This window comes from Maricaulis alexandrii, assembly GCF_005871165.1.
Taxonomy (GTDB): Bacteria; Pseudomonadota; Alphaproteobacteria; order Caulobacterales; family Maricaulaceae; genus Maricaulis; species Maricaulis alexandrii.
On sequence record NZ_SWKP01000007.1, the window covers coordinates 380,351 to 398,438 of the forward strand.

Consider the following 18,088-nt stretch of genomic DNA (forward strand, 5'->3'; position numbering starts at 1 on the left):
GATAGTGCGTTCAGTTCCGTACCACAACCAGCGCGCAGTGTACCTACTTCATTACCGGCTGATAACCATCGGCCGTTTCCTGAGCGAATTACCGACTAGCGTCAAGCGCGGGCGGCGAACAGTATGTCAGCCCGACTGCCGACAAGTGCGTGCACCTGGCACGCTCGCCTTGCATCTGTTCACCAGCAGATTAGAACCGAATCCTGAAAAGGGGAGACAGGACGCATGGTTGAAACGGCGGGCGTGTATTCGGGTCGCGATTTTCGCCCGGATATCCAGGGCATGCGGGCCATCGCTGTCCTCCTGGTCCTGATTTTCCACGTCTTCCCGAACACTCTGCCGGGCGGCTATGTCGGGGTGGATGTCTTCTTCGTCATTTCAGGCTTTCTGATCACCGGAATTCTGCTGCGCTCTGCAGAAAGCCAGGGCGGCGTCAGTTACCTCAAATTCTATGAAAGACGGGCCCGTCGCCTGTTGCCGGCCGCCAGTCTCGCCCTCGTCGCCTCGGGGGTGGCCGCCTTCTTCCTCCTGCCGGAGACCCGTTGGGGCAATACCGGCTGGGAAATCATCGCCAGCGCCGCCTATTTCGAGAATTTCTTCCTCTATTTCAAGTCGCTCGACTATCTGGCCGCGGACTACGCGCCGAGCCCCTTCCAGCATTACTGGTCGCTGTCGATCGAGGAACAATTCTACATTTTCTGGCCGATCATCATCGGCCTGATCGCCTGGCTGGCCCATAGACGCGGTCGCAAGGCAACGGTGACACTCGGCCTCGCCTTCGGCGTCGTATTTGCCGTATCGCTGGCAATATCCATCTACAGCACACCGCGTGATGGTGGCACCTACTTCCTGACCCAGGCGCGGGCCTGGGAACTCGCGCTGGGCGGACTGACAGCCCTCATCCGGCCCCATCTGACGCTGTCCGCAGCGTTGTCATCCCTTGTGCGCTGGCTGGCGCTGATCGGGATACTGGCCGCGGGACTGCTCTACACCACTCAGACGGCCTTCCCCGGCTATACAGCCCTGTTGCCAACCGTTTCGTCCGCACTCCTGCTGCTCACCGCCCACAGTCAGCGCTGGTGGGACCCCAGCGTCATCCTGTCCCTGCCCCCGATGCGGTATGTCGGCGATATTTCCTATTCGCTCTACCTCTGGCACTGGCCGGTCGTGGTCTTCGCAGCGGTCACACTGGGTGAAACCTTCACCCTTGTGGAAGGCGCGGTGCTGATCGGCATTTCGATCGCCCTGGCCCATTTCTCCAAATTCCTGGTCGAGGACCGATTCCGCGAACGCCCGCAGGGGACGGGCTCTGCGCAGAGCTTCATCGTGTGCGGCCTGTTTGTTCTGGCCTCGCTTGTGGTGGCCGTCAGCCTGATCGTTCCGGGATATTGGGCCCGACAACAGGCTGAGCGCCTGTCCCTCGATTTCGGCAATTATCCGGGAGCCATGGTGTCACTGAACCCCAGCCTGGAAGTCCCGGACGTTCCCTTCATCCCGTCGCTGCAGGCAGCGCTCCAGGACAATCCGCAGGCCTATGCGCTGGGCTGCCATGTAAGCCAGGAAGCCGTCGAACCCGATCCCTGCCGCTACGGACCGGATGATGCGGAGTTCGTGGTCGCGATCACCGGAGATTCCCATGCGGCGCACTGGATCCCGGCACTGCGCTTCCTGGCCGACCAGCGCGGCTATGCGGTCTACACATTCACCAAGTCCGCCTGCCCCTTCATCGGCATTCCCGTCGAGCGCGGCGGTGAGCCCTATCCGGAATGCACGGAATGGAATGCCAACACGCTCGCCGCCCTGATTGACCTGCAACCGGACCTGGTGATCACCAGCAAGTTTTCCAATACGCACACGGAAGGCCCTGGCAACAGCGAAGCCAATGACGCCCGCGTCGTGGAAGGGCTGGCCGCGGCCTGGCAAGCGCTCGGCGAGGCCGGGATCCCGGTCATGGCCATCGAACAGACCCCGCGCTTTGAGGTCGACATTCCGGAGTGCGTGGCGGGCCACACCGACAATCCGGAAACGTGCGGACTTCCGCTCAGTGAAGCCGCCCACCGCTATGATGCCCAGCTGGACGCCGCGCGACTTGTCGACACGGCACAGACCATCAATCTCAACTCGGTCATTTGCGGCGGCGATTTCTGTCCCCCGGTCCTCGGGAATGTCCTGGTTTACCGGGACCCGCACCACCTGACCGCAACCTTCTCCCGCACGCTGGCCCCGGCGCTGGCCACCCGGATCGTGGAAGTGCTGGAAGGCCAGAGCCTGGACTTCGTCGCACCATCCGGCGAATCCGTGGAGGACACGATCCTGCGGGCGACGGCCGATACCGGTTTCGCCCCGGGAGATCATCCGGGTGCCATGGTCCGGCTGGACCCGGGTCTGATGCCGAGCCTGCCAGCCCCGCTCCGCCCGGCGCCGGAAGATGCCCGTCGTGATTTCCCGGACATTCTGCGTACAGACTGCCATACGGCACGCCGGGCCAGCGAAATGGGCGGCTGCAGCTACGGACCGGAAACCGCATCCCACACCATCGTGCTGGCGGGAGATACCCAGGCGGCCCAATGGATGCCCGCCCTGCAGGATATCGCTGACCTGCATGACATCCGCATCCTGGTCCGCACCCGATCCCGCTGCCCGCTGATCGACGCCGACATCATGACCCCCAACGGAGCTGATACGCAGTGCCGGCAGAGCTATGAAACGGTGATGCGCGAGATCGAGGCATTGCAGCCGGACCTCGTCCTGACCTCCATCGGCTGGAATGTCCTGTTGAATGATGCCGGTCCACCTCCGGAGCAGCTGGCCCAGACCGAGGCGGGGCTGGTCCGCACCTGGACCCGGATCACGGATGCCGGCATACCGGTCCTGTCTTTCGCAGCCGTACCGGGCTTCGCGTATTTTCCAGCCGAATGTGTCGAGGAAAACGACGGAAACACGGACGCTTGCAGTCAGCCTCGCAATCTGGTGGTTCCCGAAACGGATCCCTCACAGCGTGCGGCGAGTCAGGTCGCGAATGTCCACCATGAAGCATTCACCGATGTGATATGCACGGGATCGACCTGCCCTGTGGCCATGGGCAATGTGTTCATGTATCGCGACCCTGCCCACCTGACCGTAACCTACGTTCGGAGCTTGGCACCCGTGGCGGCACCCGTCATCCTTGAAGCCCTCGGCATCAACCCGGCAGACGAGTCACGGGCGGAATAATGCAGGACACAACGGAGCAGGCGACTTGCTTTTAGGTCTGAGACACCGCGCGGCCCAAGCGCGCCAACGGCCCTCTCCAGTGGGTTCGCTGCTCGACTTCATGGTCTGGCTGCTGCGCCATGGACTGTCGCCCAAACGCAGCCGCCTGTTCTGGCTCGCCCTGTTCGGCGCGATCGCCGGTGCCGTTGCCCTGGTCTTTCTGCCCTACAAGATTTTCATTGCCTTCGGTCTTGTCGCGGCTTTCGGCCTCCTGACAGTCAGCCTGGTGCTGAGCTATTCACGGGCCCAAATCGCCGGACGCATGGCGGAATTGGGAAGTCTCCGGGTCGAGCTCAATCGGGCCGTCATGGCCACGCATGCCCTCCGCAAGGATTTGCAGACGGGTCTGGATGGCCTCGGCCAGCGGATCGATGCCGGTCTCAGCGAGGAGCACCGCTCCCTCTCCGCCAAACTCACGGCCCAGAGGGAGGCCCTGGATGCCCGCATGGACCAGTTTGATGGCCTTCTTTTGCAGGCCTCGCGGGAGAGTTCCCGGCGGCTGGACCAGCAACAGGACGATCTGCTCGCCCGGGTGCGCGAACACATGCAGGAACATCGCACCCATGTTCTTGAGGAGATGCAATCGCTGGAACGTCAAGTCACGCAGCTGGCCGATGACTCCAGCGAGAGCTCGCAGGCCATCCGCAAGGGCCTGATGGAAATGGCCGCCCGCTTCGACGCGAAAACCGCCGAGATCCGCTCGCTCGACAATCGGGTCGAGGAAATCAGCATCAGTTCCGACCACACCCGTCAGTTCACGCGACAGCAAATCTCCACGATGGAGCGAGAGCTGAGCGCGTTCACGCTGGATCAGGAGCGCCAGTCCGGCAATGATGCGCGCCTGCTGGAGCATATCGAACAGACGATCGGCGACCTGCAAAACCGGATCGCCGCCCTGGAAGAAGCCGAGGCCCGCAGCAAAGCCGACACATCGGACACCCCGCAATGACGGCCTCCGGATTGGTCACACTGGTCGGCGGAACCGGGTTTCTCGGACGCCATGTCTGCGAAGCGTTCGAATCCGCTGGAATTCCGGCGGTGAGCCTGTCGCACAATCCCGATACCGAATTCCTCAAACGACATGCCCCGTCCATTCGTGGAGTCAGCAATAACAGCGCCGAATTTGCAGCCGTCCTCAAGGAAAGCCGCCACGTCATCTATCTGGCCCACCGCTCACGGCCCGGCACGCATCCGGCGGACCTGCAGGCCGAGATCAACGACAATCTGACCAGCGTCTGCAACCTGGCGGAGACGATCTTCTCGACCAATCCAGGCATTCGGCTGACCTACCTGTCCAGTGGCGGCCAGATCTATGGCCAGGGTCACGATACGCCGATCACGGAAGACACCCCGACTTGCCCGACGACGACCTACGGCTTGGGAAAGCTCCTGATCGAGAACGCCTTGGGCTATTACGCCCGCGCCCTGAATGTGCCGATCCAGATCCAGCGCCTGGGCAATCCGGTCGGACGCTGGCAGCTCAACACCTCCCATGGTCTGGTTTCGGCGGCGGTGGTTTGCGCCATGAACGGGCGTAGTCTCCAGATCTACGGCAGGGGCCACAATGCCCGCGATTATTTCGACGCCGACGACTATGCTGCCTTTCTGGTTCGCCAGGTCCAGGCCGACACCTTCACCAGCGGCACATTCAATATCGGCTCCGGCATCGGACTGACCGAGTTGGACGTGGTCGACACGGTGAGGGACACCCTGCAAAAGCCGCTGGATTGCGAGCACCAGCCAGCTCGCGATTTCGACCTGCCCTACGCCGTTCTGGATGGCCGGGAAGCCGGCCAGACCCTTGGCTGGTCGGCTTCAACTCCACTCAGCCAGACCATCCGGAAACTGGCCGCTGCCAGTCTCGCCGACTGACGCGCTGAAAGGTCTTCACACCATGTACGCCTTGCAAGACTTTTTCGGCGCCCTGAAGGACATCCGGGCCTGGTCCTACCTGGCCATGAAACAGATCCAGTTCGACTACCGCCGCAACCTTCTGGGAACGAGCTGGATCATTCTGTCCTTCGCCCTGACCAGTGGCGGGCTGGGCTGGCTGCTGGCCCAATTGCAGGGCCGCAGCATTCCCGAACACGTGACCTATGTAGCCTTCGGCTTCGTGGTCTGGAATTTTGTTCTGGCCTGCGTGACGGAGGGCTGCACGGCGCTGACCCGAAACCGGAGTCTGCTGCTGCAATCTCCGATCGGCCGGTCGGGATTCGTATTCTCGCTGGTGCTCAAAAAGCTCTACCTGCTTGGATTCAATCTTCTCACCGCGGTCGTTCTGGCCCTGATCCTGGGCTGGCGGCCCAGCATGACGGTGATTGCGATCCTGCCGGGCATCCTCGTCTTGACCTACACGGCGGTCGGTACGGTGACCGCCTTTGCCGTGATCGGCACGGTCCTGCGCGACTTCTCGGAACTCGTCGCGGCCATCATGCGGCTGGCTTTCTTCTTCACCCCCATCATCTGGTACGCCAATGCCCGTTTTGACCGGGTTGGGGGTGACAGTCCGCTGAGCCTGCTGGCGCGCTATAACCCGTTTTCCCACTTCATCGAGATCGTGCGGGGCGGCGCCCTGGGTTACTGGCCGGCATGGGAAAGCTGGCTGATCACACTGGGGATCGGCACGCTGGCCCTGATCATCGGCCTTGGCGTGCTGCAGTGGCTGGGGCGCCGGCTTGTGTTCTGGCTATGAAACCATTTGGCTAGACGCAGTGTTGTCTTAACAATGTCAGACAGGTCCGATATGTGGATCGCTCCTGAGTAGTCATCATCCGTTCCAGGAAAGCAGGCTGGACATGAAAATTCTTGTTACCGGCGGTGCCGGCTTCATCGGTTCCGCAGTCGTGCGTCAGGCCATCCAGAACCGCGGTTATGACGTGGTGAATGTCGATTCCCTCACCTATGCGGCCAATCTGGACAATCTGACCGATATTGCCGACCACGCAGGATATGTGTTCGAGCAGGCGGATATCCGCGACGAGGCGGCGATGACCGCCCTGTTCAAGAAGCACCAGCCCGACGCCATCATGCACCTGGCTGCAGAATCCCATGTCGACCGCTCGATCGACGGGCCACTCGCTTTCGTCGACACCAATGTCATGGGCACGGCTGTCCTCCTGCATGTTGCCCGCCAGTACTGGGACACTCTGGACGCCGACCGGAAAGCGGCCTTCCGCTTCCACCATATTTCCACGGACGAGGTCTACGGGACCTTGGGCGAGGAAGGCTTCTTCACCGAAGAGACCCGCTACCAGCCCAACTCGCCCTACGCGGCGAGCAAGGCCAGTTCGGACATGCTGGTGCGGGCCTGGGGCCAGACCTATGGCCTGCCCATCGTGATCACGAACTGCTCGAACAATTACGGACCCTACCAATTCCCGGAAAAGCTGATTCCGGTGGTCATTCTGAAAGCCCTGTCCGGCAAGGACATCCCGATCTACGGGGCCGGCACGAATGTGCGGGACTGGCTCTTCGTGAACGACCATGCCGAAGCCCTGCTGACTGTGCTGGAAAAGGGTCGTCTCAACGAGATTTACAATATCGGTGGCGACAACGAGGCCCAGAATATCGAGCTGGTGAACATGCTCTGCGCCATTCTCGACGAGATCCGCCCGGATCCCGCCGGCTCCTATACGCGGCTCATCACCTATGTGAAAGACCGTCCGGGGCACGACATGCGTTATGCGATTGATGCCGCGAAAGTCCAGCGCGAGTTGGGCTGGAAGCCGTCGGTGACGCTGGAAGAAGGCCTGCGCCAAACCGTTCAGTGGTATCTGGACAATGAGGACTGGTGGCAGAACATCCTGCAGCGCGGCTTCAAACAGGACCGTCTCGGACTGAAGGTCGCCGAGCCTACATGAGCCTCAAACCGCTTCTGATTTTCGGCAAGTCCGGTCAGGTCGCCCAGGAACTGGCGGCCCGCGCCGGGCAGGCCGGTTTCAGCGCGCGCATGGTGGGTCGGGACGAGGCCGACTTCACAAATCCGGACAGTGTCGCGCTACTGGCGGAAACCGCCGACGCACAGGCAGTGATCAATGCCGTGGCCTATACGGCCGTTGACCAGGCCGAGAGCGATGAAGACACGGCTCGACGGGTCAATGCCGAAACGCCGGGCCGCCTGGCCGAGACCTGCGCCCGCCGCGACCTGCCCCTGATCCAGATTTCAACCGACTATGTGTTCGATGGCACCAAGTCCGGTGCCTATCTGGAAACGGACGAGACGGGGCCGGCCAGCGCCTATGGCCGAACCAAGCTGGCCGGCGAAGATGCCGTTGCAGCGGCCGGCGGGACCCACCTCATCGTTCGCACGGCCTGGGTCTATTCCGCCCACGGCAAGAATTTCGTGAAAACCATGCTGCGGCTCGGGGCCGAACGCGACGAGCTCAATGTCGTTGCTGACCAGACCGGATGCCCGACGCATGCCGGTGACCTCGCCGAAGGTCTGCTGACAGCGACCCGGTCCGTGCTCGAGGGCCGGGGGGAAAACGGCATCTACAATCTGGCCGGCCAGGGCTCGACGAGCTGGGCCGGATTCGCCGATGCAATTTTCGATCTCGCAGCACCGGTCTGGGGCCGGCGCCCGCAGGTTCATCCGATCCCGTCCAGCGCCTATCCGGTCCCGGCACCACGCCCCAAAAACTCCGTCCTGGACTGTTCGCGCTTTGCCAACACGTTCGGCTTTTCCTGCCCGTCCTGGGAAGCCTCCCTGGCCCGGGTTCTCGACGAGCTGGCTGTAACAAAGCGTGCGTAAGCGTTTGTTTGCGGCTGCGTTCACGAGATGTAGACAAAGCTTCGACAACCATCTGCCCGGGCGGATCACGGAGAAATCAACATGTGCGGAATCGTCGGTGCGGTCGGACTCGACACGGTCGAAAACTTCCTGATCGACGGGCTGCGCCGCCTGGAATACCGGGGTTATGACTCTGCCGGGATTGCAGTCCTGCAGCCGGATGGCGCCGTGCGCCGCGCACGCTCGGTCGGCAAGGTTGCCATGCTGGATGCCAGCCGCGACCGCGCGATCACCGGACATACCGGCATCGCCCATACCCGCTGGGCCACACATGGCGGCGCCACGGAAAACAACGCCCACCCGCACCGCGCCGGACGCGTCACTCTGGTCCATAACGGCATTATCGAGAATTTCCAGGAGCTCCGCCGCAGCCTCCAGGCCGATGGCTACAGTTTCCAGTCAGAGACGGACACGGAGGTCGTTGCCGGCCTCCTTGACCGGGCCCTGGCCCGGACCGGCAGCGCCAAAGCCGCCATGCTGGATGTCGTTCCGCAGCTCCAAGGGGCCTACGCCCTGGCCGTCCTGTTCGACACGGAGCCCGGCATGCTGTTCGGCGCCCGGCACGGAGCGCCGCTGCTGGCCGGCATGAAGGCCGGTGCCGGTTTCATCGCGTCCGACGCTCTCGCCCTGACCGGCTATGCCAGCCATGTCTGCTATCTGGAGAATGGCGACCTCGTCGCCGTCACCAAGGACGGCATCGAGGTCTTCGGCGTCGATGGTGTGAAACACCAGCGTGAGCTGCACAAGTCGAGCGGCTCCGCCATCCTGGCTGACAAGGGCAACTACAAATACTTCATGCTCAAGGAGATCCACGAGCAGGCGGAAGTCGTGGGCCGTACACTGACCGCCCATGTCGATGCCCTGGGCAGTACGGTCAAGCAGCATGAAGGCCTCGACCTCAGCCGCGCCAACCGGATCCTGATCATCGGTTGCGGCACGGCCGCCCTGGCCGGACGGGTCGCGGAATACTGGCTGGAAGGCCTGGCCGGCATTCCCGTGGACGTCGATATCGCCTCGGAGTTCCGCTATCGCGACCCGGTCCTGTCACCCGATGATGTGGCCATCTTCATTTCCCAGTCGGGGGAAACCGCGGACACGCTGGAAGCCATGCGCCTGTGCAAGGAAGCCGGGGCCAAGACCATCGCCCTGGTCAATACGCTGCACTCCACCATGGCGCGCGATGCCGACCTTGTCCTGCCGACCCTGGCCGGCCCCGAGATCGGCGTGGCTTCGACCAAGGCCTTCACCTGCCAACTGATCGTTCTGGCCAGCCTGGCCCTGCTGGTTGCCAAGCAACGCGGTCGCCTGACCGGCGAACAGGAAGTCGAGCAGGTGACCGACTTGCTGGAAGTCCCCGGGCTGATCTCTGAAGCGCTGGACATCGAGTCCCAGATCGCCGAGATGGCGGTCGAGCTGGCAACCAAGCAGACCGTACTCTATCTGGGCCGCCACCAATTCTTCCCGCTGGCCCTGGAAGGAGCACTGAAGCTCAAGGAGATCAGCTACATCCATGCCGAGGGATATGCCGCGGGCGAGCTCAAGCACGGACCGATCGCCCTGATCGAGCCGGGCGTCAGCGTCATCGCGATCGCCCCGCATGATGCGCTGTTCGCCAAGACCCAGTCTTCGATCGAACAGGTTCTGGCTCGCGGCGGCTCGGTGATCGCGATCACCGATGAGGCCGGCGCCAAGGCGCTGGCGTCCACGCCAGTGGACATCGTCAAACTGCCGAGCTCGTCGGGCATGGCGACGGCTTTTGCCTGCACGATCGCCATCCAGCTGATCGCCTATTATGTGGCGGTGGAAAAAGGCACCGATGTCGACCAGCCCCGCAATCTCGCCAAGTCGGTAACCGTCGAATAGCGAAACCAAAAGTGAGTTTTCACGAGCCGGGGACGCTGGCTAGAAGTGCCCCCCCGGACGATTTTATGCGCTGATTTCAAGGACAGTTTCATGGCTGACATGATGCCTTTCATCGACCTCGCCACCCAGCGGGACCGCATTCGCGACAAGCTTGAGCCTGCAATGGCCAAAGTGGTCGAGGAAGGCCGTTACATTCTGGGCCCGGAAGTCACCGAGCTGGAACAGCGGCTGGCCGCCTTCAGCGGGGCACCGCTGGCCCTGGGCTGCGCCAACGGCACCGATGCCCTGGCTCTCCCGCTGATGGCCTGGAAGGTCCGCAAGGGCGATGCCGTCTTCGTTCCCAGTTTCACCTTCGCCTCCACGGCCGAAGTGGTCCGCTGGGTCGGCGCAACGCCCATTTTCGTGGATGTCGATCCGGAAACCTACACGATGGATGTCGCGCACCTGGAAGCCTGTATGGACATGGTGCGCAAGGATCCCGAGCTCACGCCGCGCGCCGTGATCGCGGTCGACCTGTTCGGCCAGCCGGCCGACTACCCGGCGATCAAAGCCCTGTGCGACAAGGACGGTCTGAAACTGATCGCCGACTCGGCCCAGGGCTTCGGCTGCACGCTGAACGGCCAGCATCCCATTCATTGGGCCGATGTCGCCACGATCAGCTTCTATCCTGCCAAGCCGCTGGGCTGTTATGGCGATGGCGGCGCCATCGTGCTGAAGGATGAGGGCCTGTATGAATTGCTCCGTTCCCTTCATGTGCATGGGAGCGGCAAGGAGCGCTATGAGTATGCGCGCATTGGCCTGAACTCGCGCCTGGACACGATCCAGGCGGCCATTCTTCTGGCCAAGCTGGATATTTTTCAGGACGAGATCGACGCCCGGAACCGGGCCGCTGACGGATACGCGGCCGGATTTGGCGATCTGGTGCGCCCGCACAAGGTGATCGAGGGCGGCATTTCAACATGGGCGCAGTACACGCTGGAAGTCGAAGACCGCGACGGATTCCGCAAGACGCTCGCCGATCACGGCATTCCGACGGCGGTCTATTATCCCTGGCCGCTGCATGACCAGCCCGCCTATGCGGGCTCTCCGGCCAGCCCGGGCGGCTTGCCCGTCACGGAACGGATTTCCCACCACGTCGTGTCACTGCCGATGGATGCCTATCTGGAAGGCGAGCGCTTGGATCGTGTCGTCAAGGCCGTGCGGGCGGCACTGGGCTGACGATCAAACCGGCTAGAGCGTATTGAGGGTTTCGGCCTGGGCCAGATTCGTCCGGGCCGCCTCGATCTGGGATTTGCGGTCCTTGTTGTAGAAACGCACCGCTTCATTGATGTCGTCGTAATAGGTCGCCACGCCTTCGTTCAGGACCAGCGCCTGATCGCAGATGCCGCGCATCAGGTTCAAATTGTGCGTGGCCAGAACGAGAATGCCCGCATTCTCGACCAGTTCAAGCATGCGCAAACGCGCCTTCTCGACAAAGTCGACATCGCCGGCCCCGAGCCATTCGTCCAGCAGGAGGATATCCGCTTCCACACAGGTCGTGATGGAAAAGGCCAGGCGGAGCGTCATGCCGCTCGAATAGCGATACAAGGGTTGATGAATCCAGTCGCCCAGTTCTGAAAAGGCGATGATTTCGTCCAGCTTGGCCTCGATCTGCTTGAAGTTTAGACCCAGCATCGTGCCGCGCAGGAAGATGTTCTCATAGCCGGTCGCATTGGGAACAAAGCCCGACGTCTTGGAGAAGACGGAAGCCCGCTCACCGCGCACGACCACCTCGCCCGAACTGGGCGGAAACACACCGGCAAGCGTCCGCAGAAGCGTGCTCTTGCCGGACCCGTTGCGCCCTATCAGGCCCAGACGGGCACCGGGTTTGAGTTCAAACGAGACCCCTTTCAGCGCATCATACCCCGCCCCGTCGCGACCTTGCTGGAAGATGGACGCAATCGGATAGCGGACGACGACATCCTTGGCCGCCAGATAGGGAAAATCGTTCGAGGCTGACACGTTGATCCTGTCTCCGGCCTAGCCGCCGAGCTTCTGGTCGAACTCACCGACCTCCGGATACCCGGCCAGAACCGCTTCAATCGCCTGGAACACCGAGACCACGTCTTCATGGCTGTCCGGGCTTTCCACCACGACCACGAGATTGGGCGTGTTGGAGCTGGCGCGAACCAGCCCCCAGGCCCCGCCTTCCAGCGTGAAGCGGACACCATTGACGGTGTTCACATCGATGATCGGGCGTCCGGCGACAGCTTCGCCCGCCGCCTTCTTGGCCTCGAACTCGGCGACGATACGGTCGACCACACCATATTTCTTGTCGTCGTCGCACTGGGGCGACATGGTCGGAGAACCGAAGCTCACCGGCAGGTCACGGCGCAGATCCGCCATCGACTTGTCCGGATTGCGATCCAGCATTTGCAGCACAGCGCGCGCCGCGACGAGTCCGTCATCATAGCCACGGCCGATCGGCGGCTGCAGGAAGAAGTGTCCGGATTTCTCGAACCCGGCCAGGGCACCCAGCTCCTTGGAGCGGCGCTTGATATAGGAGTGACCGGTCTTGAAGTAATCGGTCTTGCAGCCATGCTCGTTCAACTTGGGATCGATGGCGAACAGGCCGGTGGATTTCACGTCGACCACAAAAGTGGAACCCGGATGCAGCGGCGCCAGATCGCGCGCCAGCATCAGGCCGATCTTGTCGGCAAAGATCTCCTCGCCCTCATTGTCGATGACACCGCAGCGGTCGCCATCGCCGTCAAAGCCCAGACCGACATCAGCGCCATGCTCCAGCACGGCGTCACGGATGGCATGAAGCATTTTCATGTCTTCCGGATTGGGATTGTAGCGCGGGAAGGTATGGTCGAGCTCGCAATCCATCTCGATCACCTCGACGCCCATGGCGCGCAGGACCTGGGGCGCATAGGCCCCCGCCGTGCCATTGCCGCAGGCCGCAACGACCTTGAGCGGACGCTTTATCGAGACACCTTCGGCGACATCGTCCATATAGCGCTGGGACACGCCGTCCTGGCGGACATAGCCGCCGCCGGAGCGTGCGACGCCTTCGCCGTTCAGGACGATCTCCTTCAAACGGCTCATCTCGTCCGGACCGAAAGTCAGCGGGCGATGTGCGCCCATTTTCACACCGGTCCAGCCATTGGAGTTGTGGCTGGCGGTGACCATGGCCACGCACGGGATATCCAGATCGAACTGGGCAAAATAGGCGACGGGCGAGAGCGCAAGACCGATGTCATGGACTTCGATTCCGGCCGCCATCAGACCGACTTCCAGCGCCTGTTTGACGCTCAGCGAATAGCCGCGGAAATCGTGGCCGACAACGATCTTCGGCTCGACACCGAGTTCGTGGATCAGGGTCCCCAACCCCATGCCCAGCGCCTGCACGCCGTAAAGGTTGAGGTCCGGAGCCACATCGGATCCGGGATGGCCGAACCACCAGCGCGCATCATACTCCCGAAAACCGGTCGGCTTGATCAGCGGCTCGTTTTCGAACGCCCAGCTGTTCGGTTGCAGTGATGCATGCGGTTTCGTCGCCATCTCATCCCCCTTCAGGCCAACAGACCTGTGATATTGCATTGCCACAAGGGCGCAAGCCCAATCTGTCCGGTCCGGACAAATCGGGCCAGAACCGCTTACGGACGACCGACGCTGGTATAGGTCAGGCCGGCCGCCTTGGCCTCATCCGGATTGTAGATATTGCGCAAATCCACCATCAGCGGAGCCTTCATCGTGTCCTTGAGGCGCTTGAGGTCCAGGGCCCGGAACTCGTTCCACTCGGTGATGATGACCAGCACATCCGCACCATCGGCGCAGATATAGGGGCCGGAGACGAAATCGACATTGTCGAGGAGCTTCTCGGCTTCCACCGTACCGGCCGGATCGAAAGCCCGCACCTTGGCACCGGCCGCTTGCAGCGCCGGAATGATTTCCAGGCTCGGCGCATCGCGCATGTCGTCCGTGTTCGGCTTGAAGGTGACGCCGAGAACCGCGACCTGCTTGCCGGCGACATCACCGCCACAGGCTTCGATCACCTTGTCGGCCATGGCCCGCTTGCGGGCATCATTGACCTGGACCGTGGTTTCGATCAGGCGCAGCGGCGTGCCGGCGTCCTGGGCGGTCCGGGTCAGGGCCAGCGTATCTTTCGGGAAGCAGGACCCGCCATAGCCGGGGCCGGCATGCAGGAATTTGCCGCCGATCCGGTTGTCGAGGCCGACACCCCGGGCGACTTCCTGGACATTGGCGCCGACCTTCTCGCACAGGTCCGCGATCTCGTTGATGAAGGTGATCTTCATCGCCAGGAAGGCGTTGGCGGCATACTTGATCAGTTCGGATGTCCGGCGCGCCGTGAACAGGATCGGGGTCTCGTTCAGATAGAGCGGACGATACAGCTCGCGCATGACGGCGCGGGCGCGCTCGTCATCGGTTCCGACAACGACGCGATCCGGACGCTTGAAGTCCTCAATGGCGGCGCCTTCGCGCAGGAATTCCGGGTTGGACACCACGGCGAATTCCGCATCCGGGCGGGTTTCGGAAATGATGCGCTCGACATCATCACCCGTACCCACCGGCACGGTCGATTTGTTGACGACGACGGTATAGCCGTCCATCACTTCCGCGACTTCCTTGGCAGCAGCGTGGACATAGCTGAGATCGGCATAGCCATCACCGCGGCGCGAAGGCGTTCCCACGGCAATGAAAACGGCATCGGCGGTGCGAACCGCTTCTTCCAGGTCCAGGGTAAAGCTCAGGCGGCCTTCACGGACATTGCGCTCGACGAGAAGGTCCAACCCCGGCTCGTAAATCGGGATCCCGCCTTCATTCAGCGTTTCGATTTTCGACGCGTCCTTGTCGACGCAAACGACTTCGTGACCGAAATCGGCAAAACAGGCACCGGACACCAGCCCAACATAACCCGTGCCAATCATTGTTACCCGCATGGAGGACCCCTTTATTCAACACCCCCGGTATCGCCGAGGAGCGGGTCCCACGCAAGGTCTCTGCTGGATATGATTCTGCGACAAATCCGGCTGTGGGACGGGCCTGCCCCGAAAGCCTGCAATCCATGCCCCCAAACAGGCCAATCCCGCTATACTCGGACGGGTTGTCGCACGAAGTGACATGATGATCTGGACGCCGCCCGGTTGATGCGGTAGCGAACGAGACGTTTCATCAAGGGGGATCAGGGATGAAGCCCATCCGCAAGGCGGTGTTGCCGGTCGCCGGTTTCGGGACTCGTGTCCTGCCAGCCACGAAAACCATCCCGAAGGAAATGCTGCCGGTTTTTGACCGGCCGGCCATCCAGTATGTCGTCGATGAGGCGATCGCTGCCGGCATCGAGCACTTCGTTTTCGTGACGGGCCGCAACAAGGGCGCGATCGAGGACTATTTCGACACCGCCTACGAGCTGGAAACCTCCCTGAAAGCCAAGAACAAGACCGCCATCCTGGAAGAGGTTCAGAAAACCTGCCCGGTGGCCGGCTCGATGAGCTTTGTCCGCCAACAGGCACCACTCGGCCTGGGCCATGCCATCTGGTGCGCGCGCGATATTGTCGGCGATGAGCCTTTCGCCATTCTCCTGCCGGATGTGCTGGTTCAGGCCGCGCCGAGCTGCCTCGCCCAGATGGTCGAGGCTTACCAGGAGACCGGCAGCAATATCATCGCCGTGGAACCGGTCCCGGAAGCCGAGGTCGACAAGTATGGTGTGATCGATCCGGCCGAGCGCAATGGCAACCGGATCCGCATGAATGGCATGGTGGAAAAGCCGCCCGTCGCCGATGCCCCGTCAAATCTGGCAATCACCGGACGCTATATCCTGCAAGGCAAGATCTTCGATTACCTGGCTGACCAGGCCGCCGGCGCCGGGGGCGAAATCCAGCTGACGGACGCCATGGCACGCCTGATGACGAGTGAGGACTTCTACGCCGTCGAATATGACGGCCAGTCTTATGATTGCGGCAGCAAGCTGGGCTATCTGCGCGCCCAGATCGCCTATGCCCTGGCCGATGCCGAACATGGCGCCGGAGCCCGCGCCCTCCTCGACGGTGAATTCTCCGCCTCCTGAGACCCGACCCGGTCAGCTGCGATTGCGCCAGTCCTTGTACCAGTCGGCAAAACGCTTGAGTCCCATCTCGATCGGGATCTGGGGCGCATAGCCGTAATCGGTCTGCAGGCGGGTCGTGTCCGCAAAAGTGCGGGTCACATCCCCCGGCTGCATGGGCAGCATTTCCTTTTCCGCGGTACAGCCGAGCGCCGTTTCCAGGGTCTCGATCATGTCCAAGAGGCGCACTGGCGACGACCCGCCGATATTGTAGACCGCATGGCGGCCCCGGCGCGGCTTGTCGCGCAAGATCCGGCAGAGCGGTTCGATGACATCATCGACATAGGTGAAATCCCGCTCCATATCGCCATTGTTGAAGACCTTGATCGGACGGCCATCGAGCATGGCGTCGGCGAACAGCCAGTAAGCCATGTCCGGCCGCCCCCAGGGGCCGTAGACGGTGAAGAAGCGCAGCCCGGTCGCCGGAATCCCGAACAAGGACGCATAGGACGCGGTCATCAACTCGTCCGACCGCTTGGTCGCCGCATAGAGTGAGGCCGGCGTCTCCGCCGCATCATTCTCGCGGAATGGCACGGAGGAGCGTTCGCCATAGACCGAGCTGGATGAGGCGTAGACGAGATGGGTGAGATGGTCCCCCAGCGCGCGAGCAGCCTCGAGAACGGACAAAAAGCCGACCAGGTTGGAGCGCGCATAAGCGAAAGGGTTTTCCAGCGAGTAGCGGACACCGGCCTGCGCCGCCAGATGGAGAATCCGGTCCGGTTTTTCCGCCCGGCACAGCTCCATCACGGCTTCATGCTCCGCCAGATCGAGCTTGTGGAAGCTGAAATTGGCGTACTCGTTGAGAATATCGAGCCGCGCCTGTTTCAGGGCGGGGTCGTAATAGTCGTTGAGGATGTCAACGCCAACGACCCGATCGCCGGCCTTGAGCAAGGCCAGGGATGCATGAAAACCGACAAAGCCGGCTGCGCCGGTGACCAATACGGTCAAGACTCACCTCCCCAATCGACGAGCAGTCTGTTCCAACTGAATAAATCAATTCGTCGAATTCGGGTCCGGTTTCAACAGTCCTGACCCATTTCCTCAAGTCGGAAATGCTGTTGGCGCCCGCGTCAGCCCGTCTTCACAGCCTCGACACCCCAGGCAATCCGATGAAAATTCCAAGCGTCCCGGATGATCGTCTCGAGGTCGGAATACTGCGGCTGGAAGTCCAGAAGCTGCCGCGACCGGGTCACGTCGGCATACAGGCGCGGCGGGTCGCCTTCGCGACGACCATGAATATCGTGCGGCACCGGAAGCCCGGTGACCCGCTCGACCGTATCGAGAACCGCCTTCACCGAATAGCCGGTCCCTGTGCCAACATTGCATTGAAAACTCCCCGCACCTGACAGAAGCCGGTCCAGGGCCGCCAAATGGGCCGCCGCCAGGTCCATGACATGGATGAAGTCCCGCTCGCAGGTGCCGTCAGCGGTGTCGTAATCCGTCCCGAACAGCTTCATCGGACCACCCAGACCGGCCGCTGCCTTCAGCGCATTCGGGATGAGATGGGTTTCCGGATCGTGTTCTTCGCCGATTTCGCCGTCCGGACTGGCGCCCGAGGCATTGAAATAGCGCAGTGCCGCATAGCGCAGGTCTTCGGCACTGGAGACGTCGGCCAGCAATTGCTCGACGGCCAGCTTGGTCCGCCCATACACATTGATCGGGGTCTGGGGCTCATCCTCGGTCAGGGGCAGGGATTGCGGCGTGCCATAGGTCGCACAGGTCGACGAGAAGACGAGCGAAGAACATCCGGCCCGTTTCATGGCCTGCAACAGGGACACCACGCCAGCGACATTATTGTCCCAGAAGGCCAGGGGCTCCTTCTGCCCCTCCCCCACTTCGATATTGGCAGCGAAATGCATGACGGCAGCGGGTTGGTGCGCCTCGAATGCCGCGTCGAGCTCTTCGGCATTCCGGATATCACCCCGGACCAGCGGTCCCCACTGCACAGCATGATCATGGCCTCTGGACAGATTGTCGAAGACGACCGGCTCATCGCCGCGCGCCGCCAGGGCCTTGCACACATGCGAGCCGATATAACCGGCACCGCCCACAATCAGAACACGCATATGGATCCCCCG

Annotated in this window: 14 protein-coding genes; 9 read left to right on the forward strand and 5 right to left on the reverse strand. The window is 62.2% G+C overall.

Annotated elements, in window-relative coordinates:
* Positions 1–225 precede the first annotated feature (225 nt).
* From FCS99_RS10890 to FCS99_RS10925, 8 genes are all read left to right on the forward strand, one after another.
* Positions 226–3,213, forward strand: coding sequence for an acyltransferase family protein (locus tag FCS99_RS10890; protein WP_138512416.1), 2,988 nt, complete (start codon positions 226–228; stop codon positions 3,211–3,213).
* Positions 3,214–3,292: 79 nt separating this feature from the next.
* Positions 3,293–4,201, forward strand: a complete 909-nt coding sequence (locus FCS99_RS10895; protein WP_138512418.1) for a hypothetical protein — start codon at positions 3,293–3,295, stop codon at positions 4,199–4,201.
* Positions 4,198–5,124 carry an NAD-dependent epimerase/dehydratase family protein gene (locus tag FCS99_RS10900; RefSeq protein WP_138512421.1) on the forward strand — a complete coding sequence of 309 codons (927 nt, stop codon included), beginning with the start codon at positions 4,198–4,200 and terminating at the stop codon, positions 5,122–5,124. The genes FCS99_RS10895 and FCS99_RS10900 overlap by 4 nt, the downstream gene beginning before the upstream one ends.
* Before the next feature lie 22 nt (positions 5,125–5,146).
* The gene (locus FCS99_RS10905) at positions 5,147–5,944 is read left to right on the forward strand and encodes an ABC transporter permease (protein WP_171036341.1); all 798 of its coding nucleotides are present in this window, start codon (positions 5,147–5,149) and stop codon (positions 5,942–5,944) included.
* A gap of 103 nt (positions 5,945–6,047) precedes the next feature.
* Positions 6,048–7,112 carry a dTDP-glucose 4,6-dehydratase gene (gene rfbB / locus FCS99_RS10910; protein ID WP_138512425.1) on the forward strand — a complete coding sequence of 355 codons (1,065 nt, stop codon included), beginning with the start codon at positions 6,048–6,050 and terminating at the stop codon, positions 7,110–7,112.
* Complete coding sequence (gene rfbD / locus FCS99_RS10915) at positions 7,109–8,002, forward strand: dTDP-4-dehydrorhamnose reductase (RefSeq protein ID WP_138512427.1); 894 nt, start codon at positions 7,109–7,111, stop codon at positions 8,000–8,002. Before rfbB ends, rfbD begins: the two co-directional genes overlap by 4 nt.
* A gap of 81 nt (positions 8,003–8,083) precedes the next feature.
* Positions 8,084–9,904, forward strand: a complete 1,821-nt coding sequence (glmS, locus tag FCS99_RS10920; protein ID WP_138512429.1) for a glutamine--fructose-6-phosphate transaminase (isomerizing) — start codon at positions 8,084–8,086, stop codon at positions 9,902–9,904.
* A gap of 90 nt (positions 9,905–9,994) precedes the next feature.
* Entirely contained in the window at positions 9,995–11,122 is a 1,128-nt protein-coding gene (locus FCS99_RS10925; RefSeq protein ID WP_138512431.1) for a DegT/DnrJ/EryC1/StrS family aminotransferase, read from the forward strand.
* A 12-nt stretch (positions 11,123–11,134) separates the two neighbouring features.
* On the opposite strand, the gene FCS99_RS10930 is transcribed toward FCS99_RS10925, so the two are convergent.
* From FCS99_RS10930 to FCS99_RS10940, 3 genes are all read right to left on the reverse strand, one after another.
* The gene (locus tag FCS99_RS10930) at positions 11,135–11,905 is read right to left on the reverse strand and encodes an ABC transporter ATP-binding protein (RefSeq protein ID WP_233352762.1); all 771 of its coding nucleotides are present in this window, start codon (positions 11,903–11,905) and stop codon (positions 11,135–11,137) included.
* A gap of 18 nt (positions 11,906–11,923) precedes the next feature.
* Complete coding sequence (locus FCS99_RS10935) at positions 11,924–13,450, reverse strand: phosphomannomutase/phosphoglucomutase (RefSeq protein ID WP_138512435.1); 1,527 nt, start codon at positions 13,448–13,450, stop codon at positions 11,924–11,926.
* Positions 13,451–13,545: 95 nt separating this feature from the next.
* A complete protein-coding gene (locus FCS99_RS10940; RefSeq protein WP_138512437.1) occupies positions 13,546–14,850 on the reverse strand; it encodes a UDP-glucose dehydrogenase family protein in 1,305 nt (434 codons plus the stop codon).
* Between the two features lie 248 nt (positions 14,851–15,098).
* Between FCS99_RS10940 and galU the strand changes: the two genes are divergently transcribed.
* Positions 15,099–15,974, forward strand: a complete 876-nt coding sequence (gene galU, locus FCS99_RS10945) for a UTP--glucose-1-phosphate uridylyltransferase GalU (RefSeq protein ID WP_138512439.1) — start codon at positions 15,099–15,101, stop codon at positions 15,972–15,974.
* 12 nt (positions 15,975–15,986) lie between these two features.
* On the opposite strand, the gene FCS99_RS10950 is transcribed toward galU, so the two are convergent.
* Together FCS99_RS10950 and galE are read right to left on the reverse strand one after the other, a co-directional pair.
* Positions 15,987–16,958 (reverse strand): NAD-dependent epimerase/dehydratase family protein, encoded by a 972-nt coding sequence (locus tag FCS99_RS10950; RefSeq protein ID WP_138512441.1) that lies wholly within the window; start codon positions 16,956–16,958, stop codon positions 15,987–15,989.
* A gap of 122 nt (positions 16,959–17,080) precedes the next feature.
* The gene (gene galE, locus FCS99_RS10955; RefSeq protein ID WP_171036342.1) at positions 17,081–18,076 is read right to left on the reverse strand and encodes a UDP-glucose 4-epimerase GalE; all 996 of its coding nucleotides are present in this window, start codon (positions 18,074–18,076) and stop codon (positions 17,081–17,083) included.
* Between the last annotated feature and the right edge of the window lie 12 nt (positions 18,077–18,088).

Excerpts from the sequence above, each read along its gene's own strand:
- FCS99_RS10890 (WP_138512416.1), top strand. The coding sequence starts at position 226 with ATGGTTGAAACGGCGGGCGTGTATTCGGGTCGCGATTTTCGCCCGGAT.
- FCS99_RS10900 (WP_138512421.1), top strand. The coding sequence starts at position 4,198 with ATGACGGCCTCCGGATTGGTCACACTGGTCGGCGGAACCGGGTTTCTC.
- FCS99_RS10905 (WP_171036341.1), top strand. The coding sequence starts at position 5,147 with ATGTACGCCTTGCAAGACTTTTTCGGCGCCCTGAAGGACATCCGGGCC.
- rfbB (WP_138512425.1), top strand. The coding sequence starts at position 6,048 with ATGAAAATTCTTGTTACCGGCGGTGCCGGCTTCATCGGTTCCGCAGTC.
- rfbD (WP_138512427.1), top strand. The coding sequence starts at position 7,109 with ATGAGCCTCAAACCGCTTCTGATTTTCGGCAAGTCCGGTCAGGTCGCC.
- glmS (WP_138512429.1), top strand. The coding sequence starts at position 8,084 with ATGTGCGGAATCGTCGGTGCGGTCGGACTCGACACGGTCGAAAACTTC.
- FCS99_RS10925 (WP_138512431.1), top strand. The coding sequence starts at position 9,995 with ATGGCTGACATGATGCCTTTCATCGACCTCGCCACCCAGCGGGACCGC.
- FCS99_RS10935 (WP_138512435.1), bottom strand. The coding sequence starts at position 13,450 with ATGGCGACGAAACCGCATGCATCACTGCAACCGAACAGCTGGGCGTTC.
- FCS99_RS10940 (WP_138512437.1), bottom strand. The coding sequence starts at position 14,850 with ATGCGGGTAACAATGATTGGCACGGGTTATGTTGGGCTGGTGTCCGGT.
- galU (WP_138512439.1), top strand. The coding sequence starts at position 15,099 with ATGAAGCCCATCCGCAAGGCGGTGTTGCCGGTCGCCGGTTTCGGGACT.
- galE (WP_171036342.1), bottom strand. The coding sequence starts at position 18,076 with ATGCGTGTTCTGATTGTGGGCGGTGCCGGTTATATCGGCTCGCATGTG.